This window comes from Sorangium sp. So ce448, from assembly GCF_051520915.1.
Classification (GTDB): Bacteria; Myxococcota_A; Polyangia; order Polyangiales; family Polyangiaceae; genus Sorangium; species Sorangium cellulosum_B.
Map to the genome: position 1 here is coordinate 6284772 of NZ_CP150343.1, position 22775 is coordinate 6307546.

At 72.7% G+C, this 22775-nt stretch carries 19 protein-coding genes and 1 pseudogene; 6 read left to right on the plus strand and 14 right to left on the minus strand.

From position 1 onward, the window contains the following. Position 1: 1 nt before the first annotated feature. The 5 genes from nuoK to WMF45_RS23645 all read right to left on the minus strand — a co-directional run bounded on the left by nuoK (position 2) and on the right by WMF45_RS23645 (position 3346). Positions 2-313 carry an NADH-quinone oxidoreductase subunit NuoK gene (gene nuoK / locus WMF45_RS23625; protein ID WP_272093012.1) on the minus strand — a complete coding sequence of 104 codons (312 nt, stop codon included), beginning with the start codon at positions 311-313 and terminating at the stop codon, positions 2-4. Further along, complete coding sequence (locus tag WMF45_RS23630) at positions 313-951, minus strand: NADH-quinone oxidoreductase subunit J family protein (protein WP_437719103.1); 639 nt, start codon at positions 949-951, stop codon at positions 313-315. The genes nuoK and WMF45_RS23630 overlap by 1 nt, the downstream gene beginning before the upstream one ends. After that, positions 948-2300 (minus strand): NADH-quinone oxidoreductase subunit NuoF, encoded by a 1353-nt coding sequence (gene nuoF, locus WMF45_RS23635; protein ID WP_437719104.1) that lies wholly within the window; start codon positions 2298-2300, stop codon positions 948-950. Before nuoF ends, WMF45_RS23630 begins: the two co-directional genes overlap by 4 nt. Positions 2301-2304: 4 nt before the next feature. After that, on the minus strand, positions 2305-2787 hold the full coding sequence (gene nuoE, locus WMF45_RS23640; protein WP_044965469.1) for an NADH-quinone oxidoreductase subunit NuoE: 483 nt from the start codon (positions 2785-2787) through the stop codon (positions 2305-2307). 367 nt (positions 2788-3154) lie between these two features. Beyond that, positions 3155-3346, minus strand: coding sequence for a hypothetical protein (locus WMF45_RS23645; RefSeq protein WP_437719105.1), 192 nt, complete (start codon positions 3344-3346; stop codon positions 3155-3157). 170 nt (positions 3347-3516) lie between these two features. On the opposite strand from WMF45_RS23645, the pseudogene WMF45_RS23650 reads away from it, so the two are divergent. The 3 genes and pseudogenes from WMF45_RS23650 to WMF45_RS23660 all read left to right on the plus strand — a co-directional run. Then, positions 3517-3582, plus strand: a pseudogene (locus WMF45_RS23650) (zinc-ribbon domain-containing protein); the annotation flags it as partial. Between the two features lie 39 nt (positions 3583-3621). Continuing rightward, on the plus strand, positions 3622-4977 hold the full coding sequence (locus WMF45_RS23655) for a hypothetical protein (protein WP_437719703.1): 1356 nt from the start codon (positions 3622-3624) through the stop codon (positions 4975-4977). 92 nt (positions 4978-5069) lie between these two features. Further along, on the plus strand, positions 5070-5453 hold the full coding sequence (locus tag WMF45_RS23660; protein ID WP_437719106.1) for a DUF2752 domain-containing protein: 384 nt from the start codon (positions 5070-5072) through the stop codon (positions 5451-5453). A 3-nt stretch (positions 5454-5456) separates the two neighbouring features. On the opposite strand, the gene WMF45_RS23665 is transcribed toward WMF45_RS23660, so the two are convergent. Further along, positions 5457-6023, minus strand: coding sequence for a hemerythrin domain-containing protein (locus tag WMF45_RS23665; protein WP_437719107.1), 567 nt, complete (start codon positions 6021-6023; stop codon positions 5457-5459). A 153-nt stretch (positions 6024-6176) separates the two neighbouring features. Then, a complete protein-coding gene (locus tag WMF45_RS23670) occupies positions 6177-7181 on the minus strand; it encodes a serine/threonine-protein kinase (protein ID WP_437719108.1) in 1005 nt (334 codons plus the stop codon). Between the two features lie 371 nt (positions 7182-7552). Between WMF45_RS23670 and WMF45_RS23675 the strand changes: the two genes are divergently transcribed. Continuing rightward, positions 7553-8107 carry an exonuclease domain-containing protein gene (locus WMF45_RS23675; RefSeq protein WP_437719109.1) on the plus strand — a complete coding sequence of 185 codons (555 nt, stop codon included), beginning with the start codon at positions 7553-7555 and terminating at the stop codon, positions 8105-8107. A gap of 19 nt (positions 8108-8126) precedes the next feature. Here WMF45_RS23675 and WMF45_RS23680 read toward each other — a convergent pair whose 3' ends face one another. Both WMF45_RS23680 and WMF45_RS23685 read right to left on the minus strand, forming a co-directional pair. After that, entirely contained in the window at positions 8127-10610 is a 2484-nt protein-coding gene (locus WMF45_RS23680; RefSeq protein WP_437719110.1) for a hypothetical protein, read from the minus strand. Between the two features lie 33 nt (positions 10611-10643). After that, entirely contained in the window at positions 10644-12479 is a 1836-nt protein-coding gene (locus WMF45_RS23685) for an ImmA/IrrE family metallo-endopeptidase (RefSeq protein ID WP_437719111.1), read from the minus strand. Between the two features lie 137 nt (positions 12480-12616). On the opposite strand from WMF45_RS23685, the gene WMF45_RS23690 reads away from it, so the two are divergent. Continuing rightward, positions 12617-13309, plus strand: coding sequence for an HAD family hydrolase (locus tag WMF45_RS23690; RefSeq protein WP_437719112.1), 693 nt, complete (start codon positions 12617-12619; stop codon positions 13307-13309). A gap of 16 nt (positions 13310-13325) precedes the next feature. Here WMF45_RS23690 and WMF45_RS23695 read toward each other — a convergent pair whose 3' ends face one another. Both WMF45_RS23695 and WMF45_RS23700 read right to left on the minus strand, forming a co-directional pair. Beyond that, positions 13326-14543, minus strand: a complete 1218-nt coding sequence (locus tag WMF45_RS23695; RefSeq protein WP_437719113.1) for an AAA family ATPase — start codon at positions 14541-14543, stop codon at positions 13326-13328. A 296-nt stretch (positions 14544-14839) separates the two neighbouring features. After that, positions 14840-15688: a helix-turn-helix domain-containing protein gene (locus tag WMF45_RS23700; RefSeq protein ID WP_437719114.1), complete on the minus strand. Its 849-nt coding sequence runs from the start codon at positions 15686-15688 to the stop codon at positions 14840-14842. Between the two features lie 133 nt (positions 15689-15821). Between WMF45_RS23700 and WMF45_RS23705 the strand changes: the two genes are divergently transcribed. Next, positions 15822-16907 (plus strand): aldo/keto reductase, encoded by a 1086-nt coding sequence (locus WMF45_RS23705; RefSeq protein WP_437719115.1) that lies wholly within the window; start codon positions 15822-15824, stop codon positions 16905-16907. 48 nt (positions 16908-16955) lie between these two features. Here WMF45_RS23705 and WMF45_RS23710 read toward each other — a convergent pair whose 3' ends face one another. From WMF45_RS23710 to ileS, 3 genes are read right to left on the minus strand one after another with little or no spacing between them, the layout of a single operon-like run. Further along, on the minus strand, positions 16956-17582 hold the full coding sequence (locus WMF45_RS23710) for a DUF4276 family protein (protein ID WP_437719116.1): 627 nt from the start codon (positions 17580-17582) through the stop codon (positions 16956-16958). Then, positions 17575-18801 carry an AAA family ATPase gene (locus WMF45_RS23715; protein WP_437719117.1) on the minus strand — a complete coding sequence of 409 codons (1227 nt, stop codon included), beginning with the start codon at positions 18799-18801 and terminating at the stop codon, positions 17575-17577. The genes WMF45_RS23710 and WMF45_RS23715 overlap by 8 nt, the downstream gene beginning before the upstream one ends. Before the next feature lie 27 nt (positions 18802-18828). Beyond that, on the minus strand, positions 18829-22692 hold the full coding sequence (gene ileS / locus WMF45_RS23720; RefSeq protein ID WP_437719118.1) for an isoleucine--tRNA ligase: 3864 nt from the start codon (positions 22690-22692) through the stop codon (positions 18829-18831). Between the last annotated feature and the right edge of the window lie 83 nt (positions 22693-22775).

Below are 22775 nucleotides of genomic sequence, written 5' to 3' on the forward strand. Positions count from 1 at the left end.
GCTAACTCCTCAGGAGATCGGCGTCGTCCGAGCGCATCGTCTTCCGGATGCGGTAGAACGCGAGCACGATCGCGAGACCGACTGCGGCTTCCGCCGCCGCGATGGCGATGACGAAGAAGGTGAAGATCTGCCCGGCGTGATCGTGCGGGTGCACCCGGTTGTACGCGACGAGCGTGAGGTTCACGGCGTTGAGCATCAGCTCGATGCTCATCAGGAGGACGAGGAGGTTCCTGCGGAGCAGGAAGCCGATCGACCCGATCACGAACAGCACCGCCGCGACGACGAGGTAGTACTCGATGGGGACGGAGATCATCAGTGCGGCTCCTTCGCCGACAGGGTGGCGTGTCCCGCGAGGGCGCCCGGCTGCGCGGCCCCCTGATCGCCCGGCTCCGGCGACGCGGCGTCCGCGCCTTCGCCGGCGGGCAGCAGCGTCGGGTCGACCTGCTTGCCGCGGGCCACGGCGACGGCGCCGATCACGGCGACGAGGAGCAGCGCGCCCGAGAGCTCGAACGGCACGATCCCCTTCGTGAAGAGCTCGTGCCCGAGCGCCTCGATGGTCCCGAGCGACTCGGGGGCGGCCGGGACGGCCAGGACCCCGGGCTTCGACGCGCTCGCGACGAGGGCGAGCGCGCCGATGCTGCTCGCCCCGAGGACGCCGGCGCCCACGTAGCGCGGCACCGCGGTGCGGGCGTCGCGCGGCGACGTCGCCGACGGGCCGAGGAGCATGATCACGAAGAGGAAGAGGATGACGATCGCGCCCGCGTACACGAGGATCTGGATCGCGGCGAGGAACTCCGCCGAGAGCATCAGGTAGAGCCCCGCGATGCCGACGATCGACGTGAGCAGGCCCATCGCGCCGCGGATCGGGTTCCTGGCCGCGACCGTGGCCAGGCCGCCGAGCAGGACGAGCAGCGACGCCAGCCCGAAGAAGGCGAACTCGAAGATTTTCACGGCGTAAGCACCCCTGTCGACGAGCGGCCCTTGGTCTGGATGTACGCCTCGAACTCCTTGCGGAACTTCCGGAGGAAGCCGAGCGCGGGCATCGCCGTGCCCTCGCCGAAGGCGCAGATGGTGTTGCCCATGATGTTGTCGGCGATCTCGTGCAGCCGATCGAGCTCCTCGATCGTCCCCTCGCCGTGCACGATGCGATCGAGGATCCGGTGGATCCAGGCGCTGCCCTCGCGGCACGGCGTGCACTGGCCGCACGACTCGTGGCGGTAGAAGCGCATCAGGTTGTGCATCGCGAGGACGGGGCACGCCTTGTCGCTGAGCACGATGGCGCAGCAGGTCCCGAGCATCGTCCCGAGCGAGCGGAACGTGTCCACGCCGAGCGGCACGTCGAGCACGCTCTGGCCGTGCCACGGGTGGAGCGGCGACTTGTCGTTCGGCGCGTTGACGACCTCGTCGGCGCGCAGGATCGGGCACGACGAGCCGCCCGGGATGACCGCGAGGAGCTTGCCGTGCTTCACGCCGCCGCCGTACTCGTAGATGAGGTCGCGGAGCGTGACCCCGACGGCGGCCTCGAAGATCCCGGGGTTGTTCACGTGGCCGCTCACGCCGAAGAGCCGGCAGCCGCCGTCCTTCAGGTGGTGCAGCGAGGAGAGCTTCGAGAAGTTCTCCCCCCCGAGCTCGAGCGCCGTGGGCACGGCCGCGATCGTCTCCAGGTTGTTCACGGTCGTCGGCATCCCGAACGCGCCGAACTGGGCGGGGAACGGCGGCTTGAGCCGCGGCTCGCCGCGCTTGCCCTCGAGCGAGTTGAGGAGCGACGTCTCCTCGCCGCAGATGTACGCGCCGGCGCCGGTGTGGACGTAGACCTCGACGGGGTAGTCGATCCCGAACGGGCGCTTGCCGAGGTAGCCCTTCGCGCGCGCCTCCTCGATCGCCCCCCAGAGCCGCGCCTTCGAGAGGTGCAGCTCGTCGCGCACGTAGATGTACGCGGCGTGGGCGCCGATCCCGAAGCACCCGATGATGCACCCCTCGACGACGGCGTGAGGGTTCTTCTCCATCAGGGTGCGGTCCTTGAAGGTGCCGGGCTCGCCCTCGTCCGCGTTGATGACGAGGTAGTGCGGCCGCTCGGGCTTCGGGGGCCACGGCATGAAGCTCCACTTCACGCCCATCGCGAAGCCGGCGCCGCCGCGGCCGCGGATGTTCGCCGCCTTCATCTCCTCGACGAGCGCCTCGCGCGTCATCCCGAGGGCGCGCTTCGCCTGCTGGTAGCCGCCGCCCTTCTCGTAGACGGCGAGCTTGTGGCCGTCGGGCGTGTCGTAGTTCTTGGTCAGATAGCGCGTCAGCCGGAGCATCTCGTCACCTCGTCAACCGGTCGAGGATCGCGTCCACCTTCTCGAGCGTGAGGCCCTCGTGGTAGTCGCGATCGACCTGCATCATCGGGGCGGTGCCGCACGAGGCGAGGCACTCTGCGGTGCGCAGCGTGATCTTCCCGTCCTTCGTGGTCTCGCCTGCGTGGATCCCGAGCCGCTTCTCGCAGTGGTGGAGGACCTGGTCCGCGCCGTTCAGCGCGCAGCTCAGCGTCCGGCACACCCAGACCTGGTGCTTGCCGACGGGCTCCTTGTTGAAGAGCGTGTAGAAGGTCGCGACCCCCTGGACGTGCGCCGCCGAGAGGCCGAGCTGCTCGGCGACCCAGCGGAGCACCCGCTCGGAGACCCACCCCTCCTGTTCTTGGCAGAGGTGGAGCACGGGGATGCACGCGGCCTGGCGGTTCGGGTAGCGCGCGAGGATCTTCTCGAACTCGGTTCGCCGCTCGGCGGTCAGAGCAAATTGTTCGGTCATGTCGGCTGTTGGCACGGTCCGCTGGCTCCCTGGGCGCGCCGCGCTCGCGGCGTGCCCGCTTCCACATGCAGTCGGGACCCCGCAACGCGGGTCCCTTTCAACGAGGGTCCGCCCGGCAGACCGGGCGCTACCTCGTGCGCCTCCGATCTGGAGGCGCCTGCCGGAGGCGGACAGCCCCGCGCACCGGCGGCCGGGCATTCGGTTGTCCGTCGTACGGAGCCGTCCCGAGGCGCGGGCACGCTAGTGAGCGACGGTGGTCACTGTCAAGGCGCGCCGGGGGGAAACATAAAGCGGACCACACAAACCCTGCCCCTGCCCAGAAACCGGACCTCTCCCCCCCGACGTGGCCGTGCCCGCGATCGTTCTCCTAGTCGTGGTCGTGATCGTGGTCGTGGTCGTGGTCGTGGTCGTGGTCGTGGTCGTGGTCGTGGTCGTGGTCGTGGTCGTGGTCGTGGTCGTGGTCGTGGTCGTGGTCGTGGTCGTGGTCGTGGTCGTGGTCGTGGTCGTAGACGCGGCCCCCCCGCCTGGACCCGGCCCCCCAGCTGGAGCACTTGGCCACGCGGTACTCCCTGGGTTTTCTGACGAAGACCGCGTAGCCTGCCGAGAAGTCCGCAGCGTTCTTCGTCTTTCACTTGAGAACCGGAACGCGCTTCAACTACCCTCGGCGCCCATTACGACGCGCAGGGGCGCGGACATCCGTAACAGCGAATCCCCCGCCGGAGGTGGTGCGTGTTCTGTCCGAATTGTGGGACGCAAAACTCGGAAACGGCGTCCACGTGCACGAAGTGCGGCTACAACCTGAAGAGCGCAGCCGCGCCGAAGTTCAAGGGCACCATGCTGATGAGTCAGCCGTCCTCCGGGGCGGGCGCGGCGGGTCCGCGCGCGCCGGGGGCGCCTCCGCCTCCGGCGCCTCCTGCCGGAGCGCCGCCGGGCATGGCCGCGATCCCGAGCCCGCCGCAGGGCCTCGCCGGCACGGTGGTCGGCGTCCCGCCGGCGGGGCTCGGCGCTTCGGCGGGGCCACCCCCTGCCCCGCCGCCTCCCGGAATGGGCTACGGCTCGCCGTCCCCCGGCGGACAGCAGCCGTCTGGCCCGGCCTTCGGCGGCGCGGCCGCGAGCCCGTCGGGCGGCTATGCGCCGTTCGGCCAGCAGCCCCAGGGCGTGAACCCGCTCGGCGGCACCATGGCGATCGACCAGCTGCCCGGTTACGGCGCCCCGGGCCAGCCGCCCGGCGGCATGGGCGGGGCCGCGGGCGCGCCGCCCGGCGCGTTTCCTCCGCCCGGCGGCTACGGCCAGCCCCCTCAGGGCGGCTACGGGCAGCCCCCGCAGGGCGGCCCGGGTGGGAATCCTTTCGGACCGCCCCCGGGCCAGGACCCGATGGGCGGCCTCGGCGGCGCGCCTCCCGGCTACGGGCAGCCGCCCGGTTACGGGCAGCCGCCTGGCTACGGGCAGCCGCCCGGCTACGGGCAGCCGCCTGGCGAGCCGCCTGGCTACGGGCAGCCGCCCGGCTACGGGCAGCCGCCTGGCGGCGCGCCTCCCGGCTACGGGCAGCCTCCGCAGCACGGCGCCAGCGGGTACGGGCCGCCTCCGGGCCAGGACCCGATGGGCGGCGGCTACGGCAGCCCCCCGGGCGGCAGCTACGGCAGCCCTCCGGGCGGCGGTTATGGCGGGTCGCCGGCCGGCGGCTACGGCAGCCCTCCGGGCGGCGGCTACGGCGGGTCGCCCGGCGGCAGCTACGGCAGCCCTCCGGGCGTGAGCGATCCCGGCTACGGCGGGTCGCCCGGCGGCGCTCAGATGTCGGCGCCCGGCCAGTTCGGCCAGGCGGCCAGCAACCTGGGCGTGTACGGCGGCGGCGGCTCGATGGCCCCGGGCGGGAAGGGTGAGATCCGCAATCCGGTCACGGTGTGCGTGATCGGGATGGTCTGCTTCCTCTACGCCATCTGGCAGATGTGGGCGATGCTGAACGAGCTCCAGCAGGCGACGAAGGACCCCGAGTTCAAGCCCTGGTACCTCTTCATCCCGTTCCTCAACTACTACTTCCTCTGGGTGAAGGTGCCGGAGCAGGTGACCCGGGCCAAGCAGATGGCCGGCTCGCGCAACCAGCAGGCCGAGGGCATCGTGCTCTACGTCTTCCTCCCGCTCTACGCCCTCGCGAAGGACCTCAACGAGGTCTGGGACCCGAACGCCGCCTGACCCGCGCCGCGGTCTCCGCCGTGTCGCCGTCCAGCTCGACCGAAGCCCGTTCGCCCGCTCCGTCGGCCCTGTCCCGATGGAGCGCGGCGCACGTGCGCGGCCGCGCTGCGCGCCTGGGCACGGTGGCGGCGGTGCTCGGGCTCCTCGTCGCGTGCGGCGCCCCGCTCTGCCCGTTCGCGATCGTCACCCGCCACCCCTGCCCCGGCTGCGGGCTCACGCGCGCTACGCTCGCCCTCGCGCACGGCCACCTGGCCGACGCGCTGCGGCTCCACCCTCTCTCCCCGGTCATGGCGCCGCTCGTGATCGCCGCGCTCGCGTACAACGCGGCGATCTACGTGAAGGACGGCCGCATCGCGGCCGCCGAGGGGGTGCAGGGCGCGTGGATCACGCGGGTCGGCATCGCGCTGGCGGTCCTGATGCTCGCCGTCTGGATCGCGCGCTTCCTCGGCGCGTTCGGCGGCCCCGTGCCGGTCTAGCAGCTAGCAGCCGCGGACGCGGAGCGCTTCGCCCCTCCGGCGCGACACCGGGCGCAGGGAGCGCACGGCCTGGGCGCCGCGCCGGGGCCAGCCGCGCTGCGAGCGCGGGAGCGGGGCGCCCGCGGCCACGCCCACGCGCAGCAGCACCTCGTAAGCGCGCTCCAGATCGCTGCCGATCACGTCGAGCTGCTCGTCCGTCAGGCCCCGCTTCGCCTTGGGGAACAGGATGTCCTCCTCCTCGTCGGCGTGGTGGGCGAAAATGTCCCGCAGGAGCCGGAGGCGCGCCTCGAAGCGCACATCGGTCACGCGCGTGCGCAGCAGGTTGTCCGCCGCGAAGCGCGCGAGGCCGTGCTTCTCGTACGCGTCGTGGAGCGGCTTCCTGTCGCCGGCCATCCGCTCGGCACACACCGGATAGAGGTACGTCTCCTCGATGCGTACGTGCGCGTCGATCATCCGGGAGAGCTGCGCGACCATCGCCGTCCGGAGGCCCGGGCTGGGCTCGCCGGCGATGCGCGCCATCAGGGCGCTGACTTCGAGATGCTGCTGCTCCAAGAGATCGAGTGCGTCCATGGGGTTCCCCTCGCGTGAAGCTCACCGCCCCGCGCCGTCGCGCTTGAGCAGCGCGTGCACAGCCCCGGATCGCGGTGCCGGGCGGCGCGGTGCAGGCGGCACCGTCGTGGCAAGGAGCGGGCCGGCGCCGGGGCGCGCGGAGCGCTGCTTTGGCTACACCGGCACGCCGGCGAGGGCGTCGCGCATCGCCGAGGCGCTGGGGAAGCGGTGGTCGGGGTGCTTGGACAGGGCCCGCGAGAGCACCTCGTCGAGCACGCGCGGGACATCACGGCGCTCCCGCCGGAGGGGCACGGGCGCGGACCGCACGATCGCGACGAGCACGTCGAGATCGCCCCGGCCCCGGAACGGGAGCTTGCCCGAGAGGGCGTAGTAGATGAGCAACGCGGCCGCGAACAGGTCGCTCCGCTCGGTGATCGCGCGGCTCCGCATCGCCTGCTCCGGCGACATGAAGAGCAGCGTGCCGACGAGCGACCCGGGGCTGTCCGGCGTCACCCCGTCGCCCGTGTCGACGCCGGGCTCGTGCGCGAAGCCGAGATCGATGAGCTTGACCGTCGTCGCGCCCTCCCCTGCCCCGGCGCCCCGCGCCCCGGGGACGAGCAGGATGTTGCCGGGCTGGAGGTCGCGGTGGACGACCTTCGCCGCGTGCATCGCCGCGAGGCCCGCGAGGATCTGGTCCGCGAGGGCGAGCGCGCGGCCGATCGGCAAGGGGCCGCGCTGCCGGACCTCCTCGCTCAGCGTCACGCCGTCGAAGAGCGGCATCACGAAGAACGGCCGCCCGTCCTCGAGGCGCCCCTCGCCGAGGACGGGGCAGACGTTCGGGTGGTCGATGCGGCGGGCGAGCCGCACCTCCCGGGCGAACCGGCCCTCGATCCCGGAGTCCCCCGCGTGCACGCGCCGGAGCGCCTTGAGGGCGACCGGCTCTCCCGTCGCGGCGCGGCGGGCCGCGTACACCGCGCCCATCCCCCCCTCGGCGATGAGCCGCTCGATGTGCAGTCCGTGCTCTGTACGACCGACGAGCGGGTCGACGGCCAGCCGCCCACACGCCGGGGCCCCCGTGGTGATCCCGCCCACCGCCCCGGCGCCACGCCCCGGCGGGAGCCCCTTCGGCACCCCTCGCTCGCGGCCCGCGTGGCGGACGATCCCGGAACGAGGCGGCAACTGTCGCTCCTCGGCTGGACCGCGGCCCGCGTCGGCAGGGTCAGGCAGCGCCTCAGCGATCACGGATCTCTCCCTGGCCGAACCGGAGGAGCAACGCAGTTGGGAGCCAGGATCCACGTAGAGAACCTCGTCAGAAATTACCTGACGAGTGTCCATGGACCAGGCCCGCCAAGCAAGCGGATTGGGTGCCGAAACGACCAACGACGTGTGGGTGCACCTCCGGCTTATGTCCCGTTTCTACTCAGTTTTTGCCCGGACGAAGCGAACCGCCCAAGGCGTTTCTGGACGGTCAGGAAAATCCTGAAGGAAATTGCGTCCCGATCCCCGTTACCTTCGCGGCGCACTCCTCACTACATGCCGAGGGCGACGACGTGGCGAAGCGTCTTGATCTCATTCTCGTGATCGACGTGGAATCGACCTGCTGGGACGGGGACCCGCCGCCGGGCGAAGAGAACGAGATCATCGAGATCGGCGTGTGCCCGCTGGAGGTCGCCTCGTGCCGGCGCCGGGAGCGGCGCTCGATCCTGGTGCGCCCTGAGCGCTCGCGCGTGAGCCCGTTCTGTACGGCGCTCACGACGCTGACGCAGGCGGAGGTCGACGCGGGCGTGTCGTTCAGGGAGGCGTGCGCGACGCTCCGGAGCGAGCTCAAGGCGCAGGATCGCCTCTGGGCGAGCTACGGCGACTACGACCGGCGCATGTTCGAGCGGCAGTGCCAGTCGCGCGGCGTGCCGCTCCCGTTCGGGCCGAGCCACCTCAACGTGAAGAGCCTCTTCGCGGTGACGCACGCGCTGTCGCGGGAGGTGGGGATGGCCGAGGCCCTGGAGCGCGCCGGCCTGCCGCTCGCGGGCACGCACCACCGCGGCGTCGACGACGCCCACAACATCGCGGGCCTGCTCGCGCACCTCCTGCTGGCCGCGCGGCGGTGACGCCGGCGGCGCCGGGCGCTCAGGCGATCGGCGCCGCCTCGAGGGCCTCGGGCTGCGCCCCTGCGGCGTCCCGGGGCGGTGGTTCGCCGGCGGCGGCGCCTCCGGGCGACGCCGCTCGCTCGTCGTCTCCAGAGGCGGTCGCCCCGGCCGCGGCGGGCGGCACGGTCGCCGCGGCGAGGAGGTAAGCGAGGCCCGCGCCGAGCAGCAGGGCGCTGTAGCCGAGGTTCAGCGCGCACAGGGCGCCGAGGGCCATCGCGGTCGCGCCCGCGAAGGCGCAGAGCGCCCAGCACCACGGCAGCAGCGCCGACGAGACCGAGTCCACGATCTTGACCCCGAGCGGCGCGAGCGAGCCCGCGAGCACGCCGAACGGCACGACGATCGCGATGGCGAGGATCGCGCGCGGGAAGGCCCCTAGCCCGAGGCCCCACCGCGCGAGCGGCACGAGGCCCACCGCCGAGAGCGCCGCGGCCACGGCGAGCGCCTCCGCCACCCTCGCGGAGACCGCCGTCGCGGCGCCCGGGGCCACCCGGGCGGTGAGGTAGCCGCCCACGCCGGCCGAGACAAGGAGGATCACGAGCAGGGCCGGGAGCTCGTGCGCGGGCAGGTCGAGCAGGAGGAGACCGTGCCGGAACACGGCGAGCTCGACGAGGGCGAACCCCGCGCCGATCGCGGCGAAGAACGCGAGCGCTCGAGCGGGCGGCGTCGACGACGCGGTCGACGCGCGCGCCGTCTGCGCGGGCGCGTCCTGCGGCGCGAGGCGCCCGCGCAGACGGCGCGCGGCGAGCGCCGGGAGCAGCACGCCGAGCGCGAAGAGGACCGCGCCGACGGCGAGCAGCAGCGCGAGCGCGAAGAGGGCCGTGTGCCCGGCGCGGAGGGCCCCGACGTCGCCGAGCACCGCGGGCAGGCGGCGCGCCGGGACGGTGTACGCGAAGAACGGCCTGTCGTCGGTGGGCGGCGTCAGATCGGCCTCCGCGGCCGCGCCCTCGGCGACGCGCGCGGCCGCCGCGGAGGCCGAGGGCGCGGCCGCCGCGACGAGCAGGCTGCGGACCGGGGTCGCCGGGCGGTCGGGGGCGAGGACCTCCGAGAACCTGTGCTTGCGGCAGTGGCGGCGGAGCGCGTCGACGTCCTCGCGCGCGAGCGGCGCGCGCCGGGCGAGGAGCGCGGTCTTCTGCGCGGCGCTGCACGCGAAGAGGTGGTCCTTCGGCGCGGCCACGCCCGCGCGGCGCAGCGCCGCGGTCACGAGCGAGAGCAGCCGATCGAAGTCCGCGTCCGCGCGGGTCAGGACGAGCGTGCCTTCGGGCAGGAGGCGCGAAAGGAAGTCCCCGACACCCTCCAGCGTGTGGAGCCGGCTCTCCGAGAGCGCGAGCGCGCCGGTCGTCGACGCTTCGACCGTGTCGGCCGACGGGATCACGATGTTCCTGAAGAGCAGCGGCGTGCGCCTGGCGAAGCTCCGCCCGTCGCCCACCACGAGGTGGACCTCGGGCTTGTCGAACAGGTTGCCGCTGAACGCGGCGTACCTCCCGCGCATCACCTCGAGGACGCCGCGGTCGCCCTCGACGGCGACAACCTCCTTCTGCCCGGCCTTGAGCGCGGCGCGCACGTCGCGCCCGCCGCCGGCGCCGACGACGAGCGCCGGGCCTTGGTCCTTGTGCAGCGCGTACGCCATGTCCTCGGGCTGCGGCGGGGGCGTCGTCTTCGCGTCGAGGATCGGGCTCGCCGCGGCGCCGCCGAGCCGCATCAGCGCCGCGCCGGCCTTCGGTCGATCGACGGTGATCAGCGAGCGCTCGGTCCAGGCCTCGTGCTCGGTCCGGTCGGGCGACGCCCGGCGGATGCCGGCGAGCCGGAGCCACGGGGCGCCGACGTCGCCGGCGAGCAGCACGAAGGAGCCGAGCACGAACGTGGCGACGAGGCCGCCGGGCGCCCGCTCCTCGCGCTCGCAGCAGCGCGACCCGAGGTAGAAGAAGATGCCCGCCACCGCGAAGAAGATCGCCGCCGCGAGCGCGGCGCGGGGCGCGCCTGCGCGGAGCGCTCCGGCCGCGGCGAGCCCGCCGAGCGCGCCGCCGACGAGATCGAGCAGGTAGAGCCGGGGCATCTCCGGCGCCGCGTGCCGGATCGCGGCCGCGAGCGCGAGGCCCGCGAACGCGAACGGGACGGTGGAGGCCGCGTAGCACAGCGCGAGCCACGGGAGCGACCCCGGCGCGGGGACGGACAGGGGCTCGCGATGCGCGAGCAGGATGACCGCGGCGAGGGTCGCGCCCGACGCGAGCGCGGCGAGGGTCGCCATGCGGGCGAAGAGCGCCGGCGGGCGGGCGAGCGACGGCACGACGTAGAGCAGCGCGCCGCCCACGCCCGCGCCGACGAGCGACAGCGAGAGCGCGAGGAACGCGTGGATCTCGCCGAACAGCGCCGCGTAGATCCGCGCGAGCGAGATCTCGAGCAGGACCGAGGCGCACGCGAGGGCTGCGACGCCGCTGAAGAGGCCGCTCCGCTGGGGGACCCGCATGGGCCCGCTCCTACCACAGCGCGAAGCGGCGTTTCACCTCTCTCGACCGAGCGGGGCGAGCGGCCACGGCGCGAGCAGCGGCACCGGGCCGCTCTGTCGGCCCAAACGCGGCTCCGCCGCGCCGCTTTGTCTGATCGCGCGCGCGCACTCGTCGACGGTCAGGCGGCGCGGCCCGTACGCGGAGGCGTTGGCCGCGTCGGCGTCCATCAGCCGGGTCGGCGTGTCGATCCCGAAATCGTCCGGGTGCCCCGGCTCGTCGAGCAGCACGTGGCCGAGCTCGTGCGCCAGCGCGAACGACGCGCGATCCGCGCGCAGGCCGGCGCGATCCTCGATGATCGTGTTCCGGATCGCCCCGCCGTCGGCGAAGATGAACGACTCGCCGATCCGCCCGCCGCCCGCGAAGCTCGGGACCATCACGACGTCGACGGTCGAGGGGTCGCCGTCGTCGAACGCCTTGAGCAGCGCCCGCTCCTCGACCGTGCCGGCGATCGCGTCCGTGTCGCTGAAGTGCTGGAGGCCGTCGTCGAGGTCCACGGCGCCGATGCACGCCGTGAGCGTCGCGTCGGTGCTCAGCGCGCCCGCCGCCGGCGGCTCGATGGTCGCGAGCGCGCCGCCCGGCCGCCGCACGAGCACGTCGGTGGTCCCGTGGGCGCCCGCGCCGATGACCGGGTTGTCCGAGAGGCGCACCGAGAACCCCGCCGCGCCGATCGCCGCGGCGACGGCCCGGGCCGCCGCGTCGGGGCGCGCGCGGGGCGCGATCGCCGCGGTGACCTCGTGGCCGTCGACGCGCACCCGGATCGCGCCGCCGCTGGCCGGCAGGCCGTGGTCGCAGCCGATCGCGAGCAGGTGCGGGCGCGGCGGATCGACGAAGGTGACGTCGAGCGCCTCGGGCGGGCCGAAGCTCACGCCGCACGCGCCCCAGAGGGCGTTCGCCCGCTCGACCTCCGCGCGCGCGATGGCGAGCGCGCCCGCGTCGTCGCCGCCCATCGGCGGCGGGCCGCCGGCGCGGGGGCGCACCATGACGATCCGGAGCCGCGCGCGCGTGCGCCCGAGCGGCCCGAGCGGCGAGGCGCGCGGGCCGGCGACGCGGATCATCTGGACCTTCGGCCCGCCGGGCAGGGCGACGACGAGCGCCCCGCCGACCTCGCCCTTCACGGATCGATCGACGATCATCGGGTGGTTGCGATCGATGTCGTCCGCGACCACCCGGAGGGGGCGCGTCGATCCGCACACGAGGCCCGGCGGCACGTCCTCCGGGCACCGCACGTGGCCGAGCGGCACGTCGGAGAGGCGATCCATCGCCGCGCCGGACGGCGCCGCGGAGTGGACGTCGAGCGTCAGCGGCAGATCCTCCGGCGCGCCGATCACGAGCAGCCGGATCGCGTCGGGATCGTCGAGGTTCGCGAACGGATCGTCGCCGAGCCGGTCCGGGGGCGTGCGCTGCAGCGAGGCGTGGGAGCGCGCCATGTCGATGCGCCGCCCGGCGCCGTCGATCGCGCGCACCTCGAACGCGCTGATCGTCCGCGCCTCGCCGAAGAGCGCGATCTCGCTGCGCCCGGCGCGGACCGCCTGGATCTCGACGCGGCGGGCGCCCGCGGGGATCGCCGCGCCGGGCTTGACCGGGCTGCCGTCGACGAGGAGCCGCAGGCCGGCGGGGATCGCCGCGGGCGCCTGGCTCGCGCCGCGCGGCGCTCGCAGCGCCAGGAGCTCCGGGGCGGGCGGCGCGCGAAGCTGCTCGCCGTCCGGCACGCCGTCGGCGTCGTCGTCGTCCAGATCGACCGCGACCAGCGCCGGATCGGCCGCGGCAACGCCGGCCGGGCCGAGCAGCCCGCTCAGGAGGACCGCGAGTGCAGACTGCCGCCTGTTCATGTCGTCATCGCCCTGCCCGCTCGCCCTCCCCGGCCAGTCTATCGCGACTCCGGCCGAGCGCAGCCGGCGCGGCGCGGGAGGGGCCGTCGGGAGCCCTCCGATGGCGGTGCGTCCCGCCCTGCGCCACGTGTCGCGCCATGGTCAGCGTCAGCGCCGTCATTTTCGGTGTCGACGGCACGATCCTCGACACCGTCGATCTGCACGCGGCCGCCTGGCAGCAGGCCTTCCGGCGGTTCGGCCGCGAGGTCCCGCGGGAGAAGCTGCGCGGCCAGGTCGGCAAGGGCGCGGACCAGCTGCTGCAGACGTTCCTCTCGCCCGAGGAGCTCGGCTGGATCGGCGCCGGGATCTCCTCGCTGCGCGACCAGATCTACGGGCGCGAGCTCCTCCCGGGCGCCCGGGCGTTCCCCTGCGTGCGTGAGCTGTTCCAGCGCGTCGCGCGCGACGGGCGCCGGATCGTGCTCGCCTCGCCGACGCCGCGCGGCGAGCTCGACGCCAGCGTCGAGCTCGCCCGGGTGGGCGATCTGGTCTCGTGGACGGTATCGGCCGACGACGCCGACAGGTCGAAGCCGCGCCCCGACGTCCTCGAGGCGGCGCTCGACCGGCTCGGCAGCGTCGATCCTCGCGAGGTCGTGCTCGTCGGCGACGCGCCGTCCGACGCCGAGGCCGCGGCGAAGCTCGGCCTCCTCTCGGTGGGGCTCCTCTGCGGAGGCTTCCCTGAAATGGAGCTCCTCGAGGCCGGGTGCGCGGCGATCTACCTCGATCCGGAGGATCTCCTCGCGCGCTACGGCGCGTCGCCGCTCGCGCCGCCGGGGGAGCGGCTCGCGTCGTAGCGACGCTCGGGCGGGCTCAGGAGACACCGGGCGGGCGCCCGGCGCGCGCCGCCGGGGAGCGCTGGCTCTCCGGGGCGCCGAGCCGCTCCCTGAGCGCCCTCCGCTGCGCCTCGTCGATGGACGACGCGGCGGTCGCGCCGTCGCGGCGCTCCACCGAGTAGACGGCGTCGGGCGGCATTAGGTCGAGGAGCGCGGGGCTCTCGGTCGTGAGCAGGAGCTGGCGCTGGGCGGACGCGCCGCGCAGGTACTCGAGGAGCGCAGGCAGCGCGGCGCGATCGACGCCCGCGTCGGGGTGCTCGAAGCCGGCGAGCACGAGCGGGGGTTCCTGCGAGAGCGCCGTGACCATGGCGGCGAGCCGCAGCGTGGCGTCCGGCTCGTCCGCGGCGGCCCGCCAGCGCTCGCGCCCGTCGCCGTCGACGCCGTGGCGCAGCTCCGGGACGAGGAACCCGCCGGACGAGGACGCGCGGGCGCCGTCGACGTCGCCGATCACCTGGGACAGCCCCGCGAGGAACTGGTCCTGCCATCGCTCCTTCGCGAGCGCACGGAGGACCGAGCCCCAGTTGTCGCCGCTCGCCTTGAGGCGCCGGGAAGCGCTGAGCTTCTGGGGCGAGCGCAGCGTGCGCGGCGCGAGGGAGTAGAGGACCGCCCGGCGCAGCTCGTCGAGCATCGGGGTGAGCGGTCCGTCGGAGAGCAGCGGCAGGACGAGCTTCGTGCCGCTCACGGCGATGGGGGCGACGCCGCGGTACGCGAGCGTGCCGCTGCGCCCCTTGTCCTTGCGCGAGAACCCCTTCGGGCTGCCCTTCAGCCGGTCGAAGGAGACCTCGGGCGCGTCGCTGCCGGCGTCGAAGACCTCGCGCAGGCCCGGCTTGACGAGCCGCGTGAGCGCGCTGCGCTGCCACCATGCGGCCGTCTCGCTCTTGACGCGCGCCTCGCCCTCCCGCTCTCCCGGCGCGAGCTGCACGAGCCAGAACCCGTGGCCCTCGGTCCTGGAGACCGCGACCCCGAGCGTGGTGAGCGCGCCGTCGCCCCGCGCGCCCGCCAGCGCGCCGCCGCGTCGGTTCGCCGCCGCCAGATCGAACGCCCCGTTGGCGCACTCGGCGAGGAACCGCACCGCGTCGAGCAGGCAGCCCTTGCCCGAGCCCGGCGGGCCGGCGAGCGCGGTCAGCGACCCGAGCGTGAGCTCGATCCCAGCCCCGACGCTGCCGTAGTTGCTGACGTAGACGTGGGTGATCATCGCGGCGCGGAGCCTCGCCTCGAGGACGTCCGCCGGGCAGGCTGTCGCCCGTCACGGGCCGGCGATACGCGGCCCTCGGTCTCGGTACCGTCCTGAAAGTCTCCGATGCGCCCCACCCGACGACGATCATCGAACGCCTCGCCAGCGATGTCCGCAACAAGATCCTTGCGGAACGAGCGCCGCCCCGCGATGCGAGGCGGTCACCCCCGCAGGATCGTAAGGCCCGGCACGTAATCGCGCCGGAGCCCCGCGATCGGCGCGGTCGCATCGAACGCCCTGGAGCCCCCTTCGAGCGTTCACCCATGGCCTCCACCTGAGCCGCTGATCTCGCCGGTCGAGCGTCGCTTCATGAACGCCACCGGCGAGAGCCCCGCGAGCTCACGGAACTCCCTGACCAGGTGCGGCTGATCGCAGTACCCGCTCGCGAGGGCGATCTCCGACCACGACCCGCGGGCGACCTGCGCGTTCGAGACGACGCGCTGGAAGCGGGCGATGCGCGCGTACTGCTTCGGCGAGACGCCGACGGTCGCAACGAAGGCGCGCCGCAGGTTCCGCGGGCTGACGTGGAGCGCGCTCGCCGTCTCTTCCACGGTGATCCCTCCGAGCGAGAGCTTCCGGAGCGCGGCGCGCGCGACGGCCGCGGATGCGGGCTCGAACACGTCGGGACCGAGCATGCGGCCCTCGAGGGCGCGTTCGATCGCCTCCAGGCGAGCTCGCGCGGGGTCCCGCGTGACGCCGGCCCCGACCGCCACCAGCTGCTCGAGCAGGGCGTCGGCGCGCTGGCCCCAGAGATCGCGCGCCGGGACGACGCGATCGGCGAGCTCGTCCATCGGCACACCGAAGAAGGGGTACGCGCCGCCGGGTCGAAAGACCACCTGCACCGCGAGCAGGAAGCGCGGCACGCGCTTGTACACGGCGCGCGTCTTGGGCCCGAGGACGACGATGTCGGCGCGATCCGCGTCGAGGAGGCGAAAGACCAGCGACGTCGTGCCATCGGGCAGCAGGTCGAGGTTCGTGACCGGCGGCGCGCTGGCGCGGACGGCGACGACGAAATTGCGGAGCACACGCGACGCCGACGCGCCGGCCTCCGGATGCGGGGCGCGCCGGGCGACGGCCTGTTCGATCGATCCCACCACGTTCGCCATCGTGGGCTCCCGTCGGACGGCCATCAACCCACCCGGCCCCGTCTCGGCCGTTTCCTCCAAGATTGCACGCCGCCACGGGCGCACGGTGCGGTCCAGCGAGGGCTCTTCAGCCCGAACCCCCAGGAGGACCACGATGAACCTCGACCACTACGTCACCCTCGGCCGCTCCGGGCTGCGCGTCAGCCCCCTGTGCCTCGGCGCCATGACCTTCGGCGAAGACCACGGCTTCGGATCCAGCGTCAAGGAGTCCGAGGCGATCCTCGATCGCTTCCTCTCGCGCGGCGGCAACTTCATCGACACCGCCAACGCCTACACCAAGGGCCACTCCGAGAAGATCATCGGCGATCACCTCGGCCGCCACCCGAGCAAGCGCGACCGGGCGGTGATCGCCACCAAGTTCACCGCCAACCTCTACCTCGGCGACCCCAACGGCGGTGGCGCCGGGAGGAAGGCCATCTTCGCGCAGTGCGAGCAGTCGCTGCGCCGCTTGCAGACCGACTACATCGACCTCTACTGGATGCACGTCTGGGACAGGAACACGCCCATCGAGGAGACCATGCGAGCCCTCCATGATCTGGTGGCGGCCGGCAAGGTCCGTTACGTCGGCGTCTCCGACACGCCGGCGTGGAAGGTGGCGCAGGCGCACGCTCTGGCGGGCTTCCGCGGGTGGGCGCAGTTCATCGCGCTGCAGATCGAGCACTCGCTCCTCGAGCGCACGGTGGAGGGGGAGCTCATCCCCATGGCGCGCGAGCTGGGCCTCGGCGTCACGCCCTGGTCGCCCCTCAAGAGCGGCGTGCTCTCCGGCAAGTACACGCGGGAAAATGCCGGCAAGCACAAGACCGATCGCGGCCCGTTCGTGCTCTCAGCGCTCACCGACAAGGCGTACGCCGTCGTCGACAAGCTCGTCGAGATCGCCAGGGCGCTCGACACCACGCCGGCGCGCGTGGCGCTCGCCTGGGTGGTGGCCCGGCCGGGCGTCACCTCCACCATCATCGGCGCGCGCACGCTGGCGCAGCTCGACGACAACCTCGCCTCCCTGGAGGTGAAGCTCGCGCCCGATCAGGTGGCCGCGCTCGACGCGCTCTCGGCGCCGACGCTCGACTTCCCCGCCGGCTTCCTGCGCGTGGCCGGCACGTTCATGAACGGCGGCACGACGATCAACGGCGAGAGCGCGCCCGCGTGGCCGATGGCGCCGAAGAACGACAGCGAGCGGTACTGAGCACGCACCGAGCGCCCGGGCGGGGGCGCTCGTACGGGGCGTCTGGCGCTAGGGCCGCGGAGGCGGGTAGACCTTGAGAGCGGCGGGCGCGGCGAGGAACCGCAGCGCGTTCTCGAGTGTGCGGAACGACCTCGACCCAGAGGTTCGGAGCACACCGAAGTCGACCCACTGGGTGAGCTTGAGCTGATCGAACGTGGGCTTGTAGATCTTGCCCGGTGGGAAGCGCTTCGAGAGCCACCCCTTGACGTCGCGGATGCCCTCGGGATCCCACGGGTACTCCGTGCCCTCCGCAATGCGCACGCCGGGCCGGATCTCCCGTCCCGCCATCAGGTGGATGCACGGCAGGAACCACGCCTCGAACTCACGGTGTGCCAGCACCACGGCGGCAGGAAATGGAAGGCTCGCGGCAGCGACCCACGCCGCGGTCTCGGGTCCCGCCGTGGCTGGGCACCCGTCGTCCTCATCGCGGAGCAGCAGCGCGAAACCGCAGTCGCGCTCGCTGCGCAGGATCTCGCAGGCTCGCAGCACGCCGGATCGAGTGTTGAGCCCCTTGCCGCGCTGCGGTGCACCCCAGACTGCATGCGGAAGTCCGAGGTCAAACCAGAGCCGGGTGACCAGATTCTTCGCCGCGTCGACCTCACCGTGCCCCTCGACGACCAGGTAGCCCTTACGCATCGTCAGCGGTTCCCTCGGGGCGGAGGCCTTCGGCGTGCAGGAGATCGCTCGTCGACAGCAGGCGCTTGTGCACGAGCTCGCGCTGCCGCTCCTCGATCCGCGCGACCGTCGTCGCGCCGTCGCGCCGCTCCACGACGCGGATGTCGTCGATGGGGAGCAGATCCAGGAGGTCAGGGCTATGCGTCGTGAGCAGGATCTGGCTGCGAGTCGACGCTTCCTTGAAGAGATCGAAGAGGATCGGGATCGCGCCTGGATGGACACCCAGCTCCGGCTCCTCGAAGCCGATGAGTGACAGCGGCGTCTCCTGGAACAGCGCCGTAAGGATCGCCGCGATCCGCAGCGTCCCATCCGATTCCTGCGCGGCACCGAGCCAACGCGCGTCACCCAACGCGTCGACGCCGTGCCGGAACTCCGGGATCGCATACCCGGCGGCAAGCACGACGTTGTAGTCGTCGATATCCCCGGCGATGCGGTTCAGCGCGCAGACAAGCTCGCTACCCCAATTTGCCTTGTCCAGCGACCTCAGGGTCGAGGCCCAGTTCTCTCCGCTCGCCATCATCGGCTTCACCGGACTCGGTCCACGCGGTAGGCGCAGGACGTTCGGGAACAGCGAGTACATCGCAACTCGGGTGAGCTCGTCTGCGAGTGGCCTCAGAGCGTCATCAGAGACCTGCGGAAGCACCAGCGCCGTCTGGATGGGCGGGGGAAGAGGGTCGAGGATGTCCCCAACCCCACTGTAATGAAGTCCCTGGAATCGAAGAAACCCGGGGGCCGACAGACGCCTCATCCCTTCCTGCAGTTCGGCGACCTCTTCAAGGTACAGCAACTTCTCCAGCTCCCGACCTGCCCAGCTACCCGGTGTGCCTCCTGGCAACCACGCTGCCCGCTCGCTCTTCACCTCGAAACCGCCCTCGCGGCCCGCCGTCTGAAGCGTGAAGGCCCAGATGCCCAGGCCGCCGTCGGTACACACCTCCGCACCGACGGTCAGCTCCGACGCTGTCTCCTTGCCACGTCGCAGGAGCGATCCGAACCCCTGCCGCTGATGCATGGTCATGGCAAAGGTGAGCGGTGCGAGTCGACAATCGGCGAGGAATCGCACCGCGTCGACGATGTTGCTCTTCCCTGAGGCGTTCGGCCCGACGAGCGTCGTGAGCCTCTCCAGCGGGAGCTCGATGTTCTCGATGCTGCGGAAATTGCGGGCACAGATCTTCGTGATCATCGCAGCTCACCATCCCCCCCGGCGCCCTCACGGCGTCCGCGCGAGCGTTATCGCGAGCGCCTCGCCGTCGACGTTGACCTCGCGCCGCTCGGCCTGCCCCCACGCCGCGGGCGCCGCGCCCAGCACGAGCTCGGCGGCGAGCGCCTCCTGCATGAGCATCTCGCGCGCCGCCTCGGCGACCTTGCGGGCCCGCTCGCCGCCGTCGAGCGCGAGCCGGATCCGCTCGGTGAAGCCGAGATCGAGCTCCTTGCGCAGCCCCTGGACCCGCGAGAGGATCTCCCGGCCGAGCCCCTCGTCGCGGAGCGCGTCCGTGAGCGCCGTGTGCAGCACGACGACCCCCGCGCGGCCGCCGGCCGCCGCGAACCCCTCGCCCGCCTCGACCGCGACGTCGATCTCCTCGGGGCCGAGCTCGACCTGCTCGCCGTCGAGCGCGATCGCGATCTTGCCCTCGGTCGCGAGCGCCGCGCGGAGCGCCGCCGCGTCGGCCTTCGCCAGCACCTGCTTCGCGAGCTGCACCTTCTTGCCGAGCTTCGGCCCGAGCGCGCGGAAGTTCGGCTTGAGCACGTAGCGGACCGCGCTCCCCTCCTCGCCGGGCTTCAGGAAGCGCACCTCGTGGACGTTGAGCTCCTCGGCGATGAGCGGCACGTGCTCGGCGAGCGCCGCCGCGAGCCCCTGCTGCGACAGCACGACGTCGGCCCGGGAGAGCGGCTGCCGCACCTTGAGCTTGTTCGCCGTGCGCACCTGCAGGCCGAGCGAGACGAGCTCGCGCACCGCGCGCATCTCGATCGCGAGCGGCTCGTCCACCGCGGCGGCGTCCGCCTCGGGGAACGCCACGAGGTGGACGCTCTCCGGCTGCGACGCGGGCCACGGCCGCCGCACCAGGTTCTGGTACATGGCCTCGGCGAGGAACGGCGTGAAGGGCGCGCTCAGCTTGGCGAGCGCGACGAGCACCTCGTACAGCGTGAAGTACGCGTCGCGCTTGTCCTGGGCCGCCCGCACGGTCCCCGGCGCAACCTCCAATGTATCGCCGATCGAAGGGGCCCAGAAGCGCGCGCGGCTCCGGCGGACGTACCAGTTCGAGAGCGCGTCCACGAGATCGACAAGCCGCTGCGCCGCCTCGTACAGACGGTACTCGTCGAGGTGCGCCGTCACCTCCCGCGTCGCGAGCGCGAGCTCCGACAGGATCCACCGGTCGAGGAGGGACCGCTCCCGCGCAGGCCGGTAACCGGCGCTCGCCGCGAGCGCCGCGGGCGACGTGTCCGTCGCGCCCGGGTTCCCCTCCGCGGGCGAGAAGCCGTCGATGTTCGCGTAGATGGTGAAGAACGAGTAGACGTTCCGGAGCTTGACCGCGAACTCCTTCTGGTACGCGCGCACGTTCGTGAGCGAGTGGCGCGTGTTCGTCCACGGCGGGGAAGACGCGTAGAAGAACCAGCGGAACGCGTCGGCCCCGGGCGCGGGCGTCGCCGGGTCCTCGATGAAGACGCGCTGGTCCTGCGGCAGCCTGGGCACGTCGTTGGGCATCACCGAGAGCGCCTTGTCGGCCGGCGAGAGGCCCAGGCGATCGAGGTCTCCGCGGGAGAGCGCGACGATGCGGCGCGGGAGGCGCTTGTTGCCCGTCGCCGGCCTGAGCTCCAGCGTCAGCGCCGCGCCCTCGCGATCGGCGCGGTAGACCCGCACCTTCGCCGAGTCGCCCGTGAGATCGAGCCCCTCGTAGTCCTCGCGCGCGATGATCGCGACGCCGTCCTTCGCCGCGCCGAGCCCGGCGCCTCCGCCGTCGGCCGCCGCGAACTCCATCCGGACGCGCTCGAGGATGACCTCGGGCGGCGTGTAGTTGCCCTTCGACTTGCTCTCCTTCTTGCCCTCGCGGTCGCAGACGTGCCCGAGCACGACGCACGTCTGGTACGGGTGCGGGTAGCTCCGGACCCGCGACAGCCCGAGCTTCTCCTGCGTGGCCTCGTCGAAGACCAGCGTCGAGACCATCAGCAGCGAGTAGAACCAGCCCCGCGTCTGATCGATCGCCTCGCTGATGAAGTCCGCCGGGAACGCGCGATCGAACAGCTCCTTCGAGCCCTCCGCGTGCGGGTAGCCCCACTGCGCGAACGGCATGCTCCCGCTGTCGAACCAGGCGTCGATGACCTCGGTCACGCGGCGCATCTCGCCGCCGCACGTCGGACAGGGGAACGTCACCTTGTCGATCCACGGCTTGTGGACGATGAGGTGATCGTTCAGGCCGGGGTCGGCCTTCTTGGCGTCGCGGAAGTGATCGAAGGCGCGGGGGTTCAGCGCCTCGATCTCGGCGACCGAGGCCGGGGCGAGCTGGTGCTCCTCGTCGTTCGCGCAGACCCAGACGTTGAGCGGCGTCCCCCAGTACCGCTCGCGCGAGAGCGCCCAGTCCACGTTGTTGGCGAGGAAGTCGCCGAAGCGGCCCTCCTGGATGTGGGACGGGTGCCAGTGGACCGCGCGGTTGTTGGCGATCGCCTTGTCGATGTTGTCCCGGGTCCTGATGTACCAGGCCGGCCGCGCGAGCTGGATCAGCGGGTCGTCGTCCGCGCGCCAGCAGAACGGGTAGTCGTGGCGGTACTTCTCCTCGTGGACGAGCAGCCCACGGGCCGCGAGATCCTTGATGATCAGCGGATCGGCGTCCTTCACCCAGAGGCCCGAGAACGCCGTGAGCCCGGGCTCGAACGTGCCGTCCGGCCGCACCGCGCAGAGCATCGGGACGTCGGCGCCCGGCTCGGCGAGCTCCGCGATCCGCCGCCGGTGCGCGTTGAAGTCGTCCTCGCCGAACGCGGGCGCGACGTGGACGATGCCGGTGCCGGAGTCGAGCGTGACGAAATCCGCGCCGAGGACGACCCAGTAGAGCGGCTCTGCCTTGCCGTCCTTCCTGCGCAGGGAGGCGCCCTCGAGCGACCTCGTGAAGGCGTCGAACGGCGGGTGGTAGCGCTTGCCGACGAGCTCGCTCCCCTTGAGCTCACGGAGGACGGGCAGGTCCCGCTTGAACTTCTTGGCGAGCTCCTCGCGCAGCGCCGCGGCCACGATGAGCTTGCCGGCCACGGGCGCCGCGCCCCCCGCGGGCGCGCCCGCGTCCACGACGACGTAATCGAAATCGGGCCGGACCGCGGCGTAGCCGTTCGAGGGCAAGGTCCACGGGGTCGTCGTCCAGGCGCAGAGCGCGGTGTCCGGCTCGTCGACGAGCGGGAACGCGACGAACACGCTGGGGTCGTCGACCGTCTTGTAGTTCGATCCGACCTCGGCCGCGCTGAGCGCCGTCCCGCCCTGGGGCCACCACCAGCAGACGCGGTGGCCGCGGTAGAGCAGCCCCTTCCTGTGGAGCTGGGAGAGCGCCCACCAGACGCTCTCGACGTAGCTCCGGTGGTAGGTGACGTAGGCGCTGTCGAGGTCGACCCAGAAGCCGATCTTGTCGGTCAGGTTCTCCCACGCCTCGGTGTACCGGAAGACGGAGTCGACGCACCGCGAGATGAACGGCTCGACGCCGTACCGCTCGATATCGGCCTTGCCGTGGATGCGCAGCTCCTTCTCGACCTCGACCTCGACCGGCAGCCCGTGCGTGTCCCAGCCGGCCTTCCGCGGCACGTCGTAGCCGCGCATGGTCTTGTACCGGGGGAAGACGTCCTTCACGGCGCGCGTGAGCACGTGGCCGTTGTGGGGCATGCCGTTGGCGGTCGGCGGGCCCTCGTAGAAGACGAACGTACCCCGCGAGGGGCCGGTGGCGCGGGTCTCGGCGCGGAGCGTCTTCTCGAAGATGCGGCGCTGCTTCCAGAAGGCGAGGATCTTCGCCTCGTCGGCGGGGAAGTTCAGCTCGGTCGCCACCCTGTCGAACAGGGGCTCGTGCGGGCCGTCGGTCGGTTTCTTCGAGGACGCTTCGGACATGGCCCGGCCTAGTAGCAAGGCCTATTGCCAGCGTCGAGGGAAGCGCTGGCCGGCGCGGAGCGCGCGCGACGAACAGGAGGGGT

What these genes read in the sequence shown, in the direction of transcription:
- WMF45_RS23685 (WP_437719111.1), bottom strand. Translation starts at nt 12,479, where the DNA reads ATGAACAGGCGGCAGTCTGCACTCGCGGTCCTCCTGAGCGGGCTGCTC.
- WMF45_RS23695 (WP_437719113.1), bottom strand. Translation starts at nt 14,543, where the DNA reads ATGATCACCCACGTCTACGTCAGCAACTACGGCAGCGTCGGGGCTGGG.
- WMF45_RS23680 (WP_437719110.1), bottom strand. Translation starts at nt 10,610, where the DNA reads ATGCGGGTCCCCCAGCGGAGCGGCCTCTTCAGCGGCGTCGCAGCCCTC.
- WMF45_RS23715 (WP_437719117.1), bottom strand. Translation starts at nt 18,801, where the DNA reads ATGATCACGAAGATCTGTGCCCGCAATTTCCGCAGCATCGAGAACATC.
- nuoF (WP_437719104.1), bottom strand. Translation starts at nt 2,300, where the DNA reads ATGCTCCGGCTGACGCGCTATCTGACCAAGAACTACGACACGCCCGAC.
- WMF45_RS23690 (WP_437719112.1), top strand. Translation starts at nt 12,617, where the DNA reads ATGGTCAGCGTCAGCGCCGTCATTTTCGGTGTCGACGGCACGATCCTC.
- WMF45_RS23665 (WP_437719107.1), bottom strand. Translation starts at nt 6,023, where the DNA reads ATGGACGCACTCGATCTCTTGGAGCAGCAGCATCTCGAAGTCAGCGCC.
- WMF45_RS23700 (WP_437719114.1), bottom strand. Translation starts at nt 15,688, where the DNA reads ATGGCGAACGTGGTGGGATCGATCGAACAGGCCGTCGCCCGGCGCGCC.
- ileS (WP_437719118.1), bottom strand. Translation starts at nt 22,692, where the DNA reads ATGTCCGAAGCGTCCTCGAAGAAACCGACCGACGGCCCGCACGAGCCC.
- WMF45_RS23710 (WP_437719116.1), bottom strand. Translation starts at nt 17,582, where the DNA reads ATGCGTAAGGGCTACCTGGTCGTCGAGGGGCACGGTGAGGTCGACGCG.
- WMF45_RS23705 (WP_437719115.1), top strand. Translation starts at nt 15,822, where the DNA reads ATGAACCTCGACCACTACGTCACCCTCGGCCGCTCCGGGCTGCGCGTC.
- WMF45_RS23655 (WP_437719703.1), top strand. Translation starts at nt 3,622, where the DNA reads ATGCTGATGAGTCAGCCGTCCTCCGGGGCGGGCGCGGCGGGTCCGCGC.
- nuoE (WP_044965469.1), bottom strand. Translation starts at nt 2,787, where the DNA reads ATGACCGAACAATTTGCTCTGACCGCCGAGCGGCGAACCGAGTTCGAG.
- nuoK (WP_272093012.1), bottom strand. Translation starts at nt 313, where the DNA reads ATGATCTCCGTCCCCATCGAGTACTACCTCGTCGTCGCGGCGGTGCTG.